The sequence below is a fragment of the Amycolatopsis sp. NPDC004747 genome, assembly GCF_053601335.1.
Genome location: NZ_JBSGBQ010000006.1, coordinates 170,887 through 188,349 on the forward strand (window position 1 = coordinate 170,887; position 17,463 = coordinate 188,349).

General features: G+C 71.4%; 19 protein-coding genes. 2 read left to right on the plus strand and 17 right to left on the minus strand.

The features are described from left to right. Positions 1-13: 13 nt before the first annotated feature. Positions 14-3,313 carry a PE-PGRS family protein gene (locus tag ACWEGE_RS11865; protein ID WP_449660413.1) on the plus strand — a complete coding sequence of 1,100 codons (3,300 nt, stop codon included), beginning with the start codon at positions 14-16 and terminating at the stop codon, positions 3,311-3,313. Positions 3,314-3,546: 233 nt separating this feature from the next. On the opposite strand, the gene ACWEGE_RS11870 is transcribed toward ACWEGE_RS11865, so the two are convergent. Then, positions 3,547-4,317, minus strand: a complete 771-nt coding sequence (locus ACWEGE_RS11870) for a dioxygenase family protein (protein WP_449660414.1) — start codon at positions 4,315-4,317, stop codon at positions 3,547-3,549. Between the two features lie 67 nt (positions 4,318-4,384). Continuing rightward, complete coding sequence (locus ACWEGE_RS11875; protein WP_449660415.1) at positions 4,385-4,777, minus strand: helix-turn-helix domain-containing protein; 393 nt, start codon at positions 4,775-4,777, stop codon at positions 4,385-4,387. 66 nt (positions 4,778-4,843) lie between these two features. Here ACWEGE_RS11875 and ACWEGE_RS11880 point away from each other — a divergent pair, with 66 nt between their 5' ends. After that, a complete protein-coding gene (locus ACWEGE_RS11880) occupies positions 4,844-5,296 on the plus strand; it encodes a MarR family winged helix-turn-helix transcriptional regulator (protein ID WP_449660416.1) in 453 nt (150 codons plus the stop codon). On the opposite strand, the gene dnaB is transcribed toward ACWEGE_RS11880, so the two are convergent. From dnaB to ACWEGE_RS11955, 15 genes are all read right to left on the minus strand, one after another. After that, a complete protein-coding gene (gene dnaB / locus ACWEGE_RS11885; RefSeq protein WP_449660600.1) occupies positions 5,293-6,705 on the minus strand; it encodes a replicative DNA helicase in 1,413 nt (470 codons plus the stop codon). The two genes, ACWEGE_RS11880 and dnaB, sit on opposite strands and share 4 nt — an antisense overlap. Before the next feature lie 507 nt (positions 6,706-7,212). After that, entirely contained in the window at positions 7,213-8,004 is a 792-nt protein-coding gene (locus ACWEGE_RS11890) for an ESX secretion-associated protein EspG (RefSeq protein ID WP_449660417.1), read from the minus strand. A 101-nt stretch (positions 8,005-8,105) separates the two neighbouring features. Then, positions 8,106-9,467, minus strand: coding sequence for a hypothetical protein (locus ACWEGE_RS11895; protein WP_449660418.1), 1,362 nt, complete (start codon positions 9,465-9,467; stop codon positions 8,106-8,108). 1 nt (position 9,468) lies between these two features. Then, on the minus strand, positions 9,469-10,068 hold the full coding sequence (locus ACWEGE_RS11900; protein WP_449660419.1) for a DUF3558 domain-containing protein: 600 nt from the start codon (positions 10,066-10,068) through the stop codon (positions 9,469-9,471). Continuing rightward, positions 10,065-10,421, minus strand: coding sequence for a hypothetical protein (locus ACWEGE_RS11905; RefSeq protein WP_449660420.1), 357 nt, complete (start codon positions 10,419-10,421; stop codon positions 10,065-10,067). The genes ACWEGE_RS11900 and ACWEGE_RS11905 overlap by 4 nt, the downstream gene beginning before the upstream one ends. A gap of 81 nt (positions 10,422-10,502) precedes the next feature. After that, positions 10,503-11,300 carry an ESX secretion-associated protein EspG gene (locus ACWEGE_RS11910; protein ID WP_449660421.1) on the minus strand — a complete coding sequence of 266 codons (798 nt, stop codon included), beginning with the start codon at positions 11,298-11,300 and terminating at the stop codon, positions 10,503-10,505. A gap of 14 nt (positions 11,301-11,314) precedes the next feature. Next, complete coding sequence (locus tag ACWEGE_RS11915) at positions 11,315-12,652, minus strand: hypothetical protein (protein WP_449660422.1); 1,338 nt, start codon at positions 12,650-12,652, stop codon at positions 11,315-11,317. A 13-nt stretch (positions 12,653-12,665) separates the two neighbouring features. After that, positions 12,666-13,271 (minus strand): DUF3558 domain-containing protein, encoded by a 606-nt coding sequence (locus ACWEGE_RS11920; RefSeq protein WP_449660423.1) that lies wholly within the window; start codon positions 13,269-13,271, stop codon positions 12,666-12,668. Next, positions 13,271-13,639 carry a hypothetical protein gene (locus ACWEGE_RS11925; RefSeq protein ID WP_449660424.1) on the minus strand — a complete coding sequence of 123 codons (369 nt, stop codon included), beginning with the start codon at positions 13,637-13,639 and terminating at the stop codon, positions 13,271-13,273. Before ACWEGE_RS11925 ends, ACWEGE_RS11920 begins: the two co-directional genes overlap by 1 nt. Before the next feature lie 213 nt (positions 13,640-13,852). Beyond that, positions 13,853-14,314: a 50S ribosomal protein L9 gene (gene rplI, locus ACWEGE_RS11930; protein WP_003098743.1), complete on the minus strand. Its 462-nt coding sequence runs from the start codon at positions 14,312-14,314 to the stop codon at positions 13,853-13,855. Between the two features lie 14 nt (positions 14,315-14,328). Continuing rightward, complete coding sequence (rpsR, locus tag ACWEGE_RS11935) at positions 14,329-14,577, minus strand: 30S ribosomal protein S18 (RefSeq protein ID WP_003098744.1); 249 nt, start codon at positions 14,575-14,577, stop codon at positions 14,329-14,331. 43 nt (positions 14,578-14,620) lie between these two features. Further along, positions 14,621-15,130: a single-stranded DNA-binding protein gene (locus ACWEGE_RS11940; protein WP_449660425.1), complete on the minus strand. Its 510-nt coding sequence runs from the start codon at positions 15,128-15,130 to the stop codon at positions 14,621-14,623. Between the two features lie 17 nt (positions 15,131-15,147). Beyond that, positions 15,148-15,474: a 30S ribosomal protein S6 gene (gene rpsF, locus ACWEGE_RS11945; protein WP_200876551.1), complete on the minus strand. Its 327-nt coding sequence runs from the start codon at positions 15,472-15,474 to the stop codon at positions 15,148-15,150. A gap of 113 nt (positions 15,475-15,587) precedes the next feature. Next, positions 15,588-16,466, minus strand: coding sequence for a hypothetical protein (locus ACWEGE_RS11950; protein WP_449660426.1), 879 nt, complete (start codon positions 16,464-16,466; stop codon positions 15,588-15,590). A 79-nt stretch (positions 16,467-16,545) separates the two neighbouring features. Continuing rightward, positions 16,546-17,451, minus strand: coding sequence for a hypothetical protein (locus ACWEGE_RS11955; RefSeq protein ID WP_449660427.1), 906 nt, complete (start codon positions 17,449-17,451; stop codon positions 16,546-16,548). Between the last annotated feature and the right edge of the window lie 12 nt (positions 17,452-17,463).

Consider the following 17,463-nt stretch of genomic DNA (forward strand, 5'->3'; position numbering starts at 1 on the left):
GGAGAAAAACCCCATGCAGACGTGGGCAAAGCGCGGACTCCAGACCGCATTTGTCACGGGTGGGTTGCTGATGCTGGGCACCGGCATCGCCTCGGCTGACGAGAACGTCAGCCCTGACACCCCTGCCTCGCCGCTCGACCTGAACGTGACGGCTCCGGTCCAGGAAGCCAACAACGCGGTCGGCACCCCCTTCGGCCAGCTGGACCTGCCCGCCGGGCAGACGGAGCTGAGCACCAAGCCGGTCACCAAGGCCGCGAACGAGGCTGCGAAGCAGCTCGACGACGCGAGCCCGATCAGCGAAAGCACCCTCGGCGGGGCCACCAAGGCCGACGGCGCGGGCAAGTTCACCCCGGGGCACAACAACCTCAAGGGCAACAAGGTCACCGGCGACGTCGTCGTCCCGATCCAGATCGTGGACAACGCGATCGGCGTGATCGGCGACGCGAACGTCGAGGGCACCGACCACTCGCAGACCTGGAGCCACGACCAGGACGTCAAGACGACCGGCCAGGACTCCAGCCTCGCGGGCAACGCCGTCGTCCTCGACTGGGCGCTCCCCGTCCAGATCGCCGGCAACGGCGGCGGGGTCGCCGGCGGCACCGGCCGCGTGACCGGCGGCTCGGCCAGCCAGAGCACCACCGAGACCGGGGACGTCGCCACCAACGGCGACGGCTCCGCGCTGTCCGGCAACGTGCTGGCGGGCCAGTTCGCCACCCCGGTGCAGGTGACCGGCAACGCCGCGTCCTACCTGCTCGGCAACGGGCAGAGCCACGGCTACTCGGCCGACACCGTCGCCGCTTCGGGCGGCTCGCTGCTGAGCTCGGGCGACCACGCCTCCGGGTCGGGCAACGTGGTCGGTGCGCCGATCGCCCTGCCGGTCAAGTTCAACTGCAACTCCGGTGCGGTGTGGGGCTCGCTGTCGAACTCCGACGGCTGCAACACCTCCGCCGACGCCGTGGCCGGCGCGAACCGCACGGTCCGCGGTGGCAGCCCGACCTACCTCGCGACCAGCGGCAACGACTCGTTCCTGTCCGGCAACGCCGGATCGGCCGCGCTGTCCCCGATCGCGAACGTCGCGGGTGTCGCGGGCTCGTGGATCGGCAACGCCTCGGCGGGCATCCCCGCACCCGGCAGTTCCTCCAGCACTGTCGACTCGGGTGGCCTGGTCACGACCGCCGGTGACAACTCGAGCGGGTCGGGCAACGTCCTGAACCCGTCGGTCGCGCTGCCGGTCGAGGCCTTCGGCATCGGTGGCACCTACATCGGCCAGGCGGACGCCGCGCACGACAACACGACCGACGCCAACGCGGGCGACGGCAGCTACACCCGGGGCAACGGCGCCGTCCTCGGCGGCAACACCGTCAACACCCAGGCCGCGGGCGCGCCCGAGGTCTTCGGCATCGGCGGCAGCCACATCGGCAACGCGACCGGCTCGGCGACCGAGGACAAGAAGGTCACCGCCGGCGGGTACGACGGCACGCTGGGCAACAACTCGTCCGGCTCGGGCAACATCGTGCAGGTGCCGCTCGCCCTGCCCGCCGAGGTCTTCGGCATCGGCGGCTCGTTCATCGGCCAGGGCTCCGGCGCGGCCGACGAGACCAAGGTCGTCCACGGCGGCGGCGGTGGCAACACCAACGACGACAACGGCTTCCTGAGCTCGAACCTGGGCGCGGCCCCGCTGTCGACCCCGGTGCAGGTCGCCAACATCGGTGGCGCCTTCATCGGCCAGGGCCACGGCAAGGGCTCGACCGACACGACGTCCATCGCGGGCGGCGAGCTCAAGGCGGCCGGCCCGGCCGGCGCCGGCGCCGGCAACATCATCGAGGCCCCGGTCGCGCTGCCGGTGCAGGCGATGGGCGTCGGTGGCGCCCTCGGCGGCATCGGCACCGGTGAGAATGACAACATCACCGACGCGAAGGCGGGCGGCGACGCCCTGACCGACGGCCGCGACGGTGCGCTGACCGGCAACATCGTGAAGGCCCCGATCGCGGGCGCCGGCTCGGTCTTCGGCGACGGGATCGCCGGGGCCGCGCTGGGCACCGGCAAGGGCACCAACGACGTCGCGTCGGAGGCGGGCGGCGACGCCACCACCAGTGGCGACCGCGGCAGCGTGGCCGGCAACATCGTGGGTGTGGACCCGCTGGCGGTGGCGCAGGTCTTCGGCGACGCCGTGAGCGTCGCGGGTGTCGCCAAGGGCGCCGGCGTCAACATGACGCAGGTCGAGAACGCGGGCGACGACACCACCTCCGGTGTCGAAGGCGCGATCTCCGGCAACATCCTCGACCTGCCGGTGACCGCGATCGCGCAGCTGTTCGGCGACGCGGTGACCGTGGGCGGCGTGGCGAACGCCGCCGGCGACAACATGCTGACGACGCACAACGGCGGCAAGGCCGTCACCGCGGGCGACCAGTCCGCGCTGTCGGGCATCAACGGCTACCACGCGTTCGCGCTCCCGGTGCAGATCTTCGGCGTGCCGCTCGAGCTGCTCGGGGTCGCCACCGCCCGCGCGACGGACGTCACGAGCATCGACGAGGAGACCGCGGACGCCATCGCGTTCCCGGCCGAGGGTTCGGAGCTGGCGGCCGACGAGCTGCCGTCGCTGGCCGCGCTCCGCAGCAGCCTGCCCACCCAGGGCGGGATGCCGTCGGTGGACGGGCTGACCGGCAAGCTGCCGATCACCAACCTGCTCGGTGGGCTGCCGTCGGTGGACGGCCTGACCAGCGCGCTGCCGATCGCCGGGCTGCCCACCCAGGGCCTGCCCACCCGCGGTCTGCCCGCGCTGCCGGCCACCGCGCCGGTCGAGCGTGCCGACGTGCCGTCGGTGGGCGGGCTGACGAAGCTGGTGCAGGTGCCGTCCCTGCCGACCGCCTCGGTGCTGCCGGCGGTGGCCGGGCTGGCCGCCGTGGGTGAAGCCCTGCCGGGTGGTACCGAGCGTGCCGACCTCCCGACCGGCGGCCTGCCCGCACTGGGTGGCGTTCCGGCGCTGCCGAAGCCGACCCTGCCGACCGCCTCGGCGCTGCCCGCGGTGACCGGTCTGTCGGCCCTGGGTTCGCTGGGCTCCCTTGGGGGTCACGGCACCGAGCGTGCGGACCTGCCGGCCGCCGGCCTGCCCGTCGCGCTGCCGGCGCTGCCGTCGGTCCTGCCGGGCCGCACCGAGCGTGCGGACGTGCCCGTCGCGCTGCCGGCCGCGCCGGCCGTCCCGGTCAACGCCAAGCTGCCGGTGCTGGACAGCACCCCGCAGGTCCCGGCGATGTCCGGCCTGGACTCGACCGGCTTCCTCGCGAAGCTGCTGGGTCTGGTGAAGCGCAAGTAGTGCGGTGAAGCCGGCGGGTGCTCCCCAACCGGGGAACCCGCCGGCCCACGAACCCCGCTGTCACGGCGGCCGGCGCTCCACCGCGCCGCGAGGGCGACCTCGCACGGAGCGCTCCGGCCCAGTGACCGCGGATGCGGGACCACCCGCGAACACCGAATAGCGCTCCTTCCCTGGAGACGGCGAGCCCCAGGAGCCACCACGGCTCCTGGGGCTCGCTCGCGTCCGGGGCCGGGTCAGGCGAACTGGAGGGAACGCTTCGCCAGGCCGTGCCAGAAGCCGTCGATCACCGTGTGCCCGGACCGCTCGTCCGAGGTGGCGCCGAGGGAGACGAACAGCGGCGCGAAGTGCTCGATCCGCGGGTGTGCGAGCGCCGCCGCCGGCGCCTTGTGCCGGAAGTCGAGCAGCGTGTCGACGTCGCCGCGGCGCAGGACCTCGTCACCCCAGTGGTCGAATTCGGCCGACCACGCCGGTGGCGTCCCGTCGGTGGCGCGGGCCATGCCGCTCAGGTTGTGGGTGAAGAAGCCGCTGCCGATGATCAGCACGCCTTCGTCGCGCAGCGGCGCGAGCTTGCGGCCGACGTCGAACAGCTCCCGCGGGTCGAGCGAGGGCATCGAGACCTGCAGCACCGGGACGTCGGCGTCCGGGTACATCTCGACCAGCGGCACGTAGGCGCCGTGGTCGAGACCGCGGTCCGGGGCGTCGTGCACCGGCGTCTCCGGCGAGCGAAGCAGCTTCCGGACCTTCGCCGCCAGCTCCGGCGCGCCGGGAGCGGCGTACTCGACCTGGTAGTAGCGCTCGGGGAAGCCCCAGAAGTCGTACACGAGTGGCACGGTCGTCGTCGCCCCGATGGTCAGCGGCGCCTCCTCCCAGTGCGCCGACACGACCAGGATCGCGCGGGGTTTCGGCAGGTCGGCCGACCAGGCGGCGAGCTGGCGGGTCCACGTGGCGTCGTCGGCGAGCGGCGGCGCTCCGTGGCTGAGGTAGAGGACCGGGGTGCTGGTCATCGACGGCTCCAGTGTTTGAAAGTTCAACTACTAGAGTACCCGACGCCGCCGCGTCCCGGGATATTCCTCAGGCGGCTTCGAGGTTCGCGGCGCACCGCTCCAGCGTCCGCAGCGTGGTGCGGTAGTCGTCCTCGCCGATGCCCTCGACGGCTTTCGCGCGGAACTCCTTGATGCGCTCTTCGACGCGGGCGTGCGCCTCGCGGCCGTCGGCGGTCAGGGTGCCGTCCTCGGCGACCCAGCCGCGGGCACGCAGGTCGGCCACCTTCGGCGCCATCGTGCCTTCGCCCGCGACGAAGGGCGCCATCGCCGTGTCGACCTGCTCCGGCGTGCGGGCGCCGAGGGCGATCGTGTTGAGTACCTGCCAGTGCCGACGGGGCAGCGACTCCGCGTCGAGGACCTGGGCCATGGAGGATTCGAGGAGCTCGTGGAGGTGGCGAAGCCACCAGCCGAGGGGTTTCATGAGTACTCCGGTATGTCAGCGAACAACTACATGTAAAAGTACATGTAGTTTGGAGGTGGAGCAACCATGACGGACGCGGTGGCCGACGTCGAGCGCGCCATGATCGCGATCCGCCGCAGCCAGCAGCGGCGAGCCCTCAGCCGGATCGGCAAGGCCCGGGGCCGCGGTGCGCACGACCCGGTGTTCGAGCTGCTCGACGTGGTCGAAGAGCTCGCCGAGCGCGGTGAACCCGGCACGGTGACGGCCTTGGGTGCGGCGATGGGCGTCGACCAGCCGCGCGCCAGCCGGCTGGTGGCGCGCGCTGTCGAGCAGGGATTGCTCCGCCGCGAAGCCGATCAGCGCGACGGACGGCGTGCGGTGCTCGTGCCGACCGAAGCCGGCCGGGCGCACCTCGAGGACCTGCACGCCTTCCGCCGTGGCGTGTTCGCGGAGGTCATGGCGGACTGGCCGGCGGAGGACCGCGAGAACTTCGGCCGGCTCCTCACGGCGTTCGTCCGCGGGTACAGCGCGCTCGGTTAGTCGTGCGAGAGGTCGACGAACCGGCTGTAGTGCAGCTGGTGCGCGACGGTGATCGTGGCCGTCGGCCCGGCGCGGTGCTTCGCGATGATCAGGTCCGCCTCGCCCGCGCGCGGGTCGTCCCGCTCCCAGGCGTCGGGGCGGTTGACCAGGATGACGAGGTCGGCGTCCTGCTCCAGTGAGCCGGACTCACGCAGGTCGGACAGCATCGGGCGCTTGTCCGTGCGCTGTTCGGGACCACGGTTCAGCTGGCTGATCGCGATCACCGGGACCTCGATCTCCTTCGCCAGCAGCTTCATCTGCCGCGAGAACTCCGAGACTTCCTGCTGCCGCGACTCGACGCGCTTGCCGGACGTCATCAGCTGGAGGTAGTCGAGGACGACGAGCTTGAGGTCGTTGCGCTGCTTCAGCCGCCGGGCTTTCGCGCGGATCTCCATCATCGTCATGTTCGGCGAGTCGTCGACGAACAGCGGTGCCTCGGAGACCTCGCTCATCCGGCGGGCCAGCCGCGTCCAGTCGTCGTCGGACATTTTGCCGCCGCGCATGTCGGCGAGGCGGATCTTGGCCTCGGCCGAGAGCATGCGCATGACGATCTCGGTGCGGCTCATTTCCAGCGAGAAGATGACGCTGGTCAGGCCGTGGCGGATCGACGCCGAACGCGCGAAGTCCAGCCCCAGTGTCGACTTGCCGACACCGGGACGGGCGGCGACGATGATCATCTGGCCCGGGTGCAGGCCGTTGGTCAGCTCGTCGAAGTCGGTGAAGCCGGTCGGGATGCCCTGCGACTGGCCGCCGCGCGAGGCGATCGCGTCGATCTCGTCCATCGTCGGCTGCAGCAGCTCTTCCAGCGCGACGTAGTCCTCGCTGGTCCGCCGCTCGGTGACGTCGTAGATCGCGGCCTGCGCGCGGTCGACCACCTCGTCGATGTTCGCGCCGTCGGCCGCGGCCGCGCCGTAGCCGTACTGCACGATCCGGGTGCCCGCCTCGACCAGCCGGCGCAGCACCGCCTTCTCCGAGACGATCTCCGCGTAGTAGCCCGCGTTCGCCGCCGTCGGCACCGTCGCGATCAGCGTGTGCAGGTAGGGCGCGCCGCCGACGCGGCCCAGCTCCCCGCGCCGCTCCAGCTCGGCCGACACGGTGATCGGGTCGGCGGGCTCGCCGCGGCCGTAGAGGTCGAGGATGCAGTCGTAGATCGCCTGGTGCGCGGGCCGGTAGAAGTCGTCGGGCCCGAGGGCCTCGATGACGTCGGCGACCGCGTCCTTCGACAGCAGCATGCCGCCGAGCACGGACTGCTCGGCCGCGATGTCCTGCGGCGGCTGGCGGTCGAAACCCCCACCGCCACCGGGACCGGGGTCGCTCGGACCCGGGTCTTCCTCCGCATACATCGGACTGCGGTCGTCGGTCAGCGCCACCGCCCCGGACACCTCCTCATCGTGTCGAACACCCGTTCGATTATGCCGGATCTTCGCTCTCGAAGCACGTGGCCCGTGCTCGTGCCACCGGCCACCCGGACCCTGGTCCCCCGATGATCGGCGACAACGCCGGCCGGCTGCCGCAGACACGCGGAGCGCCACCGTGAGTACAGGCCCGACCGGGCACGCTAGATCCCCCGGACGGCCGATGGCAATTCAGGGTGGGGACCCTTCTGTGGACAACCTGGGGATGAACGGGGGTAACCAATCACAGGTGTGGCCAGAGCTGTGGACAAGTTGGGGACAAGCGTGATCGGCTTTGGTGAATCCGCAGGTCAAAGGCTGTGTATAAGGTGTGGAGAACTCGGGGAAAACTCGTCCGGCGTGTCGCGGGAAGTCCGTTCTTCGGCGTGTCGTGGACCAGCTCGAACCCATTGAACCGCGCGACCTGTGGATGAATATCACGGAGGGTAGACGCGTAACTCGGTGGGCTGAACGGCCCTTCGATCATGCCGCGGTGAGCCGGCCCTGTGCGCTGCGTAACCGATCGGCGAGAACGCGCTGGTCGGCCGGGGTGAAGGCGATCCGGTTCTCGCCCCGGCCCGGGATCTCTTCGGTCAGCCATCGGCCTTCCGAGGTATCGATGTAGTTCACCGGGCGTTCGATCCGGTGCCGGGCGCCGGTGCGGCTGCGGGCCGCGACGTAGAGGCTGCCGCTCCCCATCCGGCGCAACGCGAGGATCCGGCGGAGCTCTTCGACTTCCTGGGAACCCTCGGCCGGGCGGTCGTTGCGGAGCACGGCGAACCCGCCGCCGTCGTCGCCGCGGGCGGTGCCCTCGATCTGGCTCTTCGGCACGGCGAGCGGCGTCCCGCGGCCCGGCGCCAGCTTCGGGATCTGCCCCAGGAAGTCGTCGAGCAGCTCGCCGGGCCGGGACGATTCGAGCACGACGACGTCCAGCTCCTCGTGCTTGGCCAGTACGAACGCCTCGCCGCCGGCGCTGCCCGCGAGCAGCCGGTAGCTCACCGGCTTGCCCTGGAACCCGCCGTCGATCCAGCCGTAGTACTCCAGCTGCGGCCGGGCGATCGCTTCGATCGTCGCGACGAACCCCGGGTGCATGCCGCGCGGGCCGAACAGCCCGGCCTTGGCGAGCTCGGCGTTGGTCCGCTCGTCCTCGGCGCGCTGGGCTTCGTCGCTGTACCAGGTGGGCTTCTCGGCCAGCACCGTGTGCGGCTCGCCGCCCCGGCGCCGGACCAGGTTGATCAGGGTGCCGGTCGTGATGGTGACCTGCCTGTCCAGCACCGCGCTTTCCCCCAGAGAAAGTTCGAACTCGAAAACGGTTTGGTGAACCCGGACGAGCCGGGCGGGCCCATCTTGGCACGCGCCCGGCCGTCCGGCCCGCGCTACTCGCCGATGACCGGCGGCGCGGTCAGCTCGTCGGTGCCGAAGATGTCGTTGGGGTCGTCGCCGAGCAGGTACTTCGACGTGCGTTCCTCGTCGCCGCCACCCTGGCCCTTCGCGCCGCCGGGGTGCATGCCGCCCATGCCACCCATCCCGGACGCACCGCCGCGGCCCGCGGCCGCGCCGCCCAGCGCCCCGCCGGCCCCCGCGCCGCCCCGGCCGGCACCGGCCGCGTCACCGGCGCCGGGCATGGCCGCCCCGGTCGAGCCGCCGGGCCCGAAGCCGACGCCGCCCGGGCCGAAGCCCGCCGACGGGTCGCCGATCCCGCCCGAGCCGCCCGGGCCGAAGCCGCCACCCGGGATGGAGAAGTCGCCCGCGCCACCCGAGCCACCGGGGCCGAAGCCACCGCCGGCCCCGGGGAGCTTCGGCGGGGTGAACCCCGAGGAGTGGGTGCCGTCGCTGAAGTTCGGCGGGGTGTAGCTGCCCACACCGGGGATCTTGGCCGGGTCGTAGTTCCCGCCCGGGACCTTCGACGGGTCGAAGGCCGGCGGCTTCGACGGGTCGAAGCCCGGCACCTTGCCCGGGTCGAAGCTGCCCCCGGGGGTGTTCGGCTGGCCGGGGAAGGACGGCACGCCGCCCGGGCCCGGCATGTTCACGCCGGGAACCGAGCCGGTGCCGTTCCCGTTGCCGTTGCCGTTGCCGTTGCCGTCCCCCGAGCCGTTGCCGTTCTTGTCGCCCGGCTTCTTGCCGTCCTTGCCGCCGTCGACGTTGACGTTCTCCTGCTGGCCCTGGAGCGCGGCGTACGCCGGCATCTTCTGGCCGTTGTCGTTGCTCGCCTTGTAGTAGGTGTTGAAGGCGTCGACGTTGGCCTGGCCCTTGGTGTTGTAGTCGCGGATCGCCCGGTCGGTGTCGGTCGTCCACGGCGTCACCGCGTTGAGCAGGTTGTTCTTCGGCGGGTCCTTCGGCACCTGCTGCACCTGCGCGTGCACCGTGGTGAAGGCGTTGTGCTGCTCGCCGAGGTACTTGTCCGAGTCGGTGAGCTTGGTGCCGGAGTCCTGCATCCACACCCGCAGCGGGTGCGCGCCGGCGTTCTGCGCCGCCTCCGCGCCGCCGCCGGTCCAGGCCGCGTCCATCTCCTTGGCCAGCGCGTCGATGGTGCCGAGGCGCTCGGCGTAGGCGCCCTTCAGCCGGCTGGCCGCGGACTGGCCGCTTTCGATCGAGCCGGCGCCGGGACCGGTGGTGATCTTCTCCCAGATGTCGTAGCAGTCGATCTTGCGGTCACCCTGCACCGACGTGTGGTCGTCCGAATGCGTGGTGGCCAGGTTGTAGGCGGCGAAGCCGCCGAGGAGCACCAGTTCCAGCACGTCAGCCTCCCAGGGTGCGGATCATCGACTCGCCGAACTTCATCGCCACGGAGCACGGGTCCGATGCGCCGGCGCCGTGGTCGTACTGGACCAGGATGTTGACCACGAGCTGGTCGGTCACCGCGACGAACAGGCCGCACTTGCCGCTGTTGCGGCCGTCCACCGCGGCGGCGTAGACGCCGGGGTAGCCGTAGGCCTGGGTCTCGCCCCAGTAGGCGTCGTTCGCCTTGGTGTCGTAGACGTCCTGCAGGCCGTTCTTGTTCGCCGTCACCGTGGTCACGTCGAGCTGGTTGCCCGGGTCGGCGGCTTCCTGGAACGTGCAGCTCGGGCCGTTGCCCGTGGTCCGCGGCACGCCCTCGCCGAGGCCGAGTGAGGAGCGGCCGGACGCGTTCATCGTCGCGCAGGCGTCCGACGTGATCGACGCGGTGTTCAGCGGGCTCGGCACCCGCGGCGCCGTGTCGGCGGTGGACCGGCTGGTCTCGCTGGCGGACTCGGCGGTGGAGGGCGCCGGGTTGGCGGTGCCGCGGGTCTTGCCGCCGCAGCCGGCGAGGACGAGCACGGCGCAGGCCAGCGCCGGGACGGCGAGGAGTCGTCGGTTCACGTGGCCTGGTTCCCCTGCTTCGAAAGGTCGGCGTGGACGTCCGACTCCTTGGTGGTGATCTTCTGCTTGGCGGCGGTGAGCGCGTCGATGTAGTTCTTGACGTAGTCCTGCATCTTCTGGTTCTGCTCGAGGAACGCCTTGCCGGACGGGTTCGCGAGCTTCTCCCAGTCGCCGCTCGCGAACTCCTTGCCGGGCGCCTTCACGTTCGCCATCAGGTTGGCGTCGTCGTAGTCGCGCTTCAGGTCGGCCTGCAGGTCCTGCCACTTCTTGATGACGCCGTCGATCTTGTCGGCGTCGAAGGTGAAGCCGCCACCGCCGCCGGCCGGCGCGGACATGTTGACCTCGTTACCCATCCCGCTCCATCCCCTTCGCATCCGGCGCCCATTCTCCTCCGACGCCGCCACGGTGTCCGAGGTTCCCCGAAAAGCGTGACGTCAGCCGAGTGCGCCGTGGGCGTTGCGCAGCCGCTCACCGATCGCCTGGGTCGTGCCGGGGGTGAACACGACGAGCGAGTCGCCGCGGCCGGGGCGTTCCTCCATCAGCCAGCGGCCCTCGGCCGTGTCGATGAAGTTGACCGGACGCGGGCAGCGCAGCCGCCGCGTGCCCGGCCCACGGCGTCCCGCCACGTACAGCGTGCCCGCTCCGGACCTCGGCAGCCCGGCGATCCGCTTCATCTCCTCGAGCGGCGACAGCGGTTCGTTGCGCCCGGGCGGCTTCTGCATGATCGACTGCCGGTCGGCTTCGGCGGTGGCGGCCCGGCCGCTCTCGTACTCGCTCTTGCTGGTGACCAGCGGCCGGCCCGCCGCCGGGCGGCCGGCCGGGATCATGTCGAGGAACGTCGGCAGCACCCGGTCGGCCCGCTGCCGCTGCAGCACCACGGTGTCTTCTCCGGCGACCCGGATGAGCGCGAAGCCCCCGCCGTTGCCGCTGCCCGAAAACGCGGAGAACCTCGCCGGGCTGCCGTCTGCGAATTCGCCGTCGAACCAGCCGTAGTACTCCAGTTGCGGTTGTGAGAGCGAATCGAGCAGGCCGAGCAGGTCGCGGTCCATGCCGCGCGGCCCCAGCAGGCCCGCCTGGGTCAGCACCGCGTTGACCTGCTTGTCGAGCGCGCGCTCGGCGGTCTCGTCGTGGAAGACCGGCGTGTCGGAGAACGTCTGGTGCGCCTCACCGCCCCGCCGCTTGATCAGGTTGAGCAGCGTCGGGACGGTGAACTTGGTGGGCTGATCGAGCACGGGCGGTCCTTGGGTCATTCGCCGATGACGGGCGGAACGGTCAGCGTGTCGGTGCCGAAGAGCTCGTTCGGGTCCTCGGCGACGAGGTACTTGCTGGCGTGCTCCTCGTCTTCGCCGCCCTTCGCGCCTTTTCCGGCGCCGTGCCCCATGCCGCCCATCCCGCTCGAGCCGGTCGCCCCGGGCCGCCCGCCTGCCGCGCTTCCCGCGCCACGCGCACCGCCCGCCCCGGCACCGCCCTCGCCCGTTCCGGAGAGCGCGCCGCTGCCCGGGCCGAAGCCGCCCGGGCCGAACCCGGCGGTGGCGCCACCCGCGCTGCCGCCGCCCGGGCCGAAGCCACCGCCGCCACCGCCGGGGCCGAATCCGGAGCCACCGGGGCCGAAGCCGCTCGTGCCGGGATCGGGTGGCAGGTACCCGGCCGCCCTCGTCCCCTCGCCGAACCCGCCCGCGCCGGGTCCGGGAACGCCCGGCGCCGGTCGGTACCCGCCGGGCGGTGTCGTGCCCGGCGGCGTGGTGCGCGGCGGCGGGGCATCGAACCTCGGTGTGCCGGTCCTGGGCGGGGTGAACGAGCCGGCTCCCGCACCGCCGCCCCCGAACGAGCCCGCGCCACCGCCGCCGAAGTTCCCGCTGCCGCCACCGAAGTTCCCGCCGCCGCCGCCGTCGGAGATGGTGTTTCCCTGCCAGGCCTGGTACTGCGGCATGCCGGCGGCGTTCTGGGCGCTCGCCTGGTAGTAGGCGTTGAACGCGGCGACGTTCGTCTTTCCCTGCTCGTTGTACTGGTTGATCTCGTCGTCCTTGTCGCTGAACGGGTTGATCCCGTCCAGGAAGCCCGCGGACGGCGGCTCCTTCGAAATCTCCTGCACCTTGCCTTTGACGGTGTGGAACGAATCCGCCTGGTTGGTGAGGTACGTGTGGCTCTGCTGCAGGTTGTTCGCCGAAGAGTCGAGCCAGATGCCCAGCGGGTGCGCTCCGGCCTGGGCGGCCGAAGCGCCGTTGCCCTGCCAGGCGGCGTCCATCGTCTTGTTGAGCGCGTCGATCTGCCTGGCGCGGGCGGCGTGGACGTCCTGCAGGGCCTTGGCCGCGCCGGCGCCCTCGTCGAGCGAGCTGGTGTTGCCCGGGCTGATCTTCTCCCAGATCGCGCGCGCGTCGATCGACCGGCCGCCGACGTTCGCCTCGGCGTGCTGGGCGTCCGGTCCCCCGCTGAACAGGCCGACGAGGCTGCCCACCACCGCACCGACCCCGGCGCCGACCGCGGTCCCCACCCCCGGCACGACCGACCCGATGGCGGCGCCGACGCCGGCGCCGACCGCCGCGTCCTTCAGCTCCTTGCCTACGGTGTTGGCGTCGTTCCCCACGGCGTCGTCCCCCTCACTCCGCACCCTTGAGGTGCTGGATCATCGCCTCCGCGACCTTCTGGGCCACAGTGCACGGCTGGGGCTTGTTCGACCCGGTGCTGATCTGCGCGAGGACCATGACGGCGAGCTCGTCGGTCACGCCGACCCAGAGCGGGCAGTTGCCGCTCGAGCGGAGGTCCGAGACGTTCGTCGAGACGGCCGGGTAGCCCGCGACCGTGAGCGGCTCGAAGTAGGCACTACCGGCCTTTTGGGCGTAGATGTCGGAGAGCCCGTTCTTGTTCGCGGTGAACGGGCTGATCGAGACGACGTTGGATGCCGATCCGTTCGATGTCCAGGCGCAGTCCGGGCCGGTCGGTCCCTGGGTGGCCTTGCCGGGTTTGGCCATGCCGATGTCGTCCTGCTGCGCGGCGGAGAGGGCGCTGCAGGGATCGGCGAGGATGCCGTCGGTCTTGAGGGGCGCGGGGACCTTCGGCGCGCCGTTGTCCGCGGCTTGGCTGGTCGGCGCGGGTGCGGCCGAGCCGCTGGTGGTCCCGGTGCCGGTCTTGCCGGTGCACGCGGTCAGGAGCGTGAGGGCGGCGAGGACGCCCGCGGTGAGCCGGACGGTACGGGAGGTGTCCACTAGAATTCCTTGTTCTGGCTGTTGACCGCGTCGGTGGCCTGCTGCTCGCCCTGCTTGATCTTGCCCGACGCGTTCATCAGTGCGTCGATGTAGTTCTGCACGTAATCGCTCATCATCTGGTGCTGGTCCAGTAGCGAATAGCCGGAACGCTTGGCCCCGATTTCGACGAAGTCGCTGCTGGCGAACTCCTGGCCCGGCGCCCGGACGTGCGCGACCTTTCCGGCGTTCTTGATGTCGTCGAGCAGATCTCGCTGCAGGTCCTGCCACTGCTTGAGCACGGCGTCGACCTCGCCGGGCTCGAACTTGTAGCCGCCGGGACTGCCGCCGCTGCCGACCTGGATCGGCGCGGCCGGTGGTACCTCGCTCATCAGCTCCCCCTGGACCCGTCTCGCTCCCCGTGCCGGCGGATCGGCACGGGAAATTCTAACGCAGCCTGCGTCCGAACGGCGGTACCCGAACGGCCCCCGGTTGGACCATCCGGACTATCCGGGCGAAGCCGGTCACCGCCGCAACGACACAGGCGGGGCGTCCCGTAGTGGGACGCCCCGCCTGGGGAACAGTCGGTTCTCGCGGTGGCCGTGTTACTGCGCGACGGCCTTGACCTCGAGCCGCACGTCGACCTTCACGTCCGGGTGCAGCCGGGCGCCGACCGAGTGCTTGCCCACGGTCTTGATGTGGTCGCGCAGCTCGATGACGCGCTTGTCGAGCAGCGGGCCACCGGCCGCCTTGATCGCGTCGACGATCTCGCCGGCGGTGATCGAACCGAAGAGCTTCTTCGAGCCCTCGGCCGCCTTGCCGGTGAGCTGGATGGCGCCGAGGCCCTCCAGCGTCGCCTTGATCTCCTTGGCGTGGTCGAGGTCGCGGATGCGACGGCTCTCCTGCGCGCGCTGGATGGTGCGGACGTTCTTCTCCGCGCCCTTGGAGGCCACGATCGCGTAGCCCCGCGGGAGCAGGTAGTTGCGCGCGTAGCCGTCCTTGACCTCGACGATGTCGCCGGGGCCGCCGAGGTTGGCCACGTCCGTGGTGAGGATGATCTTCGCCATGTCAGTGCCCTCCCTTAGCGCGCGGTCGAGGTGTAGGGCAGCAGCGCCATCTCGCGGGAGTTCTTGACCGCGATGGCGATGTCACGCTGGTGCTGGCTGCAGTTGCCGGTGACGCGACGGGCACGGATCTTGCCGCGGTCGGAGATGTACTTCCGCAGCAGGTTGGTGTCCTTGTAGTCGATCAGTTCCGGGCGGCCCTTCTTCTCGGCCTTGCAGAACACGCAGACCTTCTTCTTGGGCTTGCGGATGGGTGGCTTGGCCACTGGTTACTCCTGGAAAGTCAAATCTTTGTGGATGTGTGCGAGATCAGAACGGGGGCTCGTCCGAGAAGCCGCCGCCACCGCTGCTCGCGGCGGGCGCGGAACCCCACGGGTCGTCGGCAGGCATGCCGCCACCGCCGCCACCGCGGTTCCCACCGCCACCGCCGCCGCCGAAGTCACCGCCGCCACCGCGGCTGACCTTGTTGACCTTGGCCGTGGCGTAGCGCAGCGAGGGCCCGATCTCGTCGACCTCGAGCTCGACGACGGTGCGCTTCTCGCCTTCCTTCGTCTCGAACGACCGCTGCTTCAGACGGCCCTGCACGACGACGCGGGCGCCGCGGGTCAGGGACTCGGCGACGTTCTCCGCCGCCTGGCGCCAGATGTTGCAGCGCAGGAACAGCGCCTCGCCGTCCTTCCACTCGCCGGACTGCCGGTCGAGGGTGCGCGGGGTGGACGCGACGGTGAAGTTCGCGACCGCCGCACCGGACGGGGTGAAGCGCAGCTCCGGGTCGGACGTCAGGTTGCCGACCACCGTGATGACGGTGTCTCCAGCCATCGGGGTTCCCCTCGGGCTCAGGCCTTGGCGGCAGCGGGCTTGGCCGCGGCGCGCTTGACCTCGCGACGCATGACCTTGGTGCGGAGCACGGTCTCCTGCAGCGACAGCTGCCGGTCGAGCTCCTTGACCGCGTCGGCCGAGGAGTTCAGGTCCAGCAGGGCGTAGATGCCCTCGGCGTGCTTCTTGATCTCGTACGAGAGGCGACGACGGCCCCAGACGTCGACCTTCTCCACGGAACCGCCCGAAGTGCGGATCACGTTGAGGAAGTTGTCCAGCGTGGGGGCGACTGTGCGCTCGTCGAGCGTGGGGTCCAGGATGACCATTACCTCGTAATGGCGTGACACAACCACTCACCTCCTATGGGCTCGCGGCCACGGACTGTCCGTGGCAGGAGGGTTTGTCCAGGTAAGGCTACCTGGGGGTACCGACAGGACCGGACAGCGGGTCTTCTCCGGGGTCAGGCGGCCCGGCGCAGCACCCAGGTGCGCACGAGCCCGGCGGTGACGCCGGCAAGCACGATCACCGCGATCAGCATGGGCAGCTGCACGTCGTTCGGTGCGCTGTTCGAGGCCAGCGACTGGGCGTTGCCGGCGTCGCGGACGTCCGCACCCTGGCCGCTCTGTCCGCTCTGGTCGCCGGCCTGCGGGGCCGACACGTCACCGGGGAGGGTGCCGTTCGCCGGGTAGCGCACGCCGGGGGCGACGGCCGTGCCGGCGGTCGCCGTCGGGATGCCGCTGTAGTCGCGCATCGGCGCGCTCCCACCCGTGCCACCGGCGGTGCCGGGGTTGAGGTTCGAGAGGTTGCCCGACGCGCCGCCGGGAGCGGTGTCGGCGCGGCCCTGCGTGGCGCCGGTGCCGCTGCCCTGCTGGGCCGGGGTGCTGGGGGCCACGTAGTTGCCGGCCAGCAGCGTGAGGCCGCAGCCCTTGGCGACCGTGCTTTCGACGCTGTCCAGGGTCTTGTTCCAGTCGAACCCGAGCCCCCACGTGCCGGAGCCGGCCAGCGCGGTGCGCACCGCCTTGCCGATCGCGGCGCCGCTCGCCTCGCCGCCCGCGGCGTTCGGCACCTGGCCCACCGGGATGGAGTGGATCTTGGCGATGGAGTCGCCCGCCCAGCTCCCGACCGCGAGCGTCCCGGCGTTGTTGGCGCCGGTGGTGACCAGGGTCTTGACCGAGGCCCCGTCGATCGCCACCTGGTCGCCGATCTGCCCGGTGACCGACCCCGTGCAGCTGTTGCTGACGAGGGTCGTCGCGGCGGAGGCCGTGCCCGTGGCGAGGAACGCGCCGCCGGCCAGGAACGCGGCGACGGCGGTGACGGTCAGGGTCTTCCGCACGAGCATTTCCTCCGGGGTTATCGGGGCGTCGTCCTGAACAACAGGGTCAACGAGGGCGATAGGCGAAAGATACTCGGCAGTCAGATCAATTCGCAGCGGCCATTCGGCGGAGTACCCAGGTGCGGACGAGGCCCGCGCTGACTCCGGAGAGTGCCAGAACCGCGATCAACATGGGCAGATTCGACCCGTTCGTGAAGCCGCCGGACGCCGACGGTAGCGCTTCGGCCTGCCCGGCGGTCTGGACGCCGGAATTGCCGTCCGAGGCGCCGTCCGGACCGGCGAGGCCGTACTGCGGGGCGTAACCCGGGATCTGGCTGCCGTACCGGATCGCCGGCGACGGCGAGAACAGCCCGGCCGTCGCGAACGGAATACCGCTGTAATCGCGCATCGGGGCATAACCCGTGCCGAACGTGAAGGGGAAACCGCCGAACACCGGCGTGCTCGCGAAGCCGGGCAGGAGCGGGCTGTTCGCGTCCGGGATCGGCATGGTGCCCGCCGGGGTGCCGCCCTGCTGCGCACCGCCGGTGCCGCCCTGGGCCGGCGGCTGCTGCGGGTTGCCGCCCGTGCCGCCGGGTTGCTGCGGAGCGGGCTGGCCGCCGCCGGTGAGCGAGCGGAGGCCCTGCTGGGTGCCGCTGGTCACGCCCTGGACACCCTGGTTGATCGCGCTCGCCGCGGGCGCGCCGACCACCGGTACCGGCGAGACGACGGTGTTCACCACGTTCACGGTGACCTTGCAGAGGGTGCCGAGGACGGCGTTGATCGTGCCGGTCAGCACCTTGGTGCCTTCCGTGACCACGCCGAGGTTGAGCGGGAGGCCGAGCAGCGGCGTGCTGGCCTGAACCGTGTCACCGGGCTTGGCGCTGATCGTGTCGCCGCACTTGGCCGTGATCGTGTCCGCCGACGCGGTACCGGGCATGCCGAGCACGGCGGAACCCGCGAGGGCGACCGCCGCCGCACCGACCGCCGTTGCCCTCCGTGTCCGATCCTGCATGCTCGCCGCCCC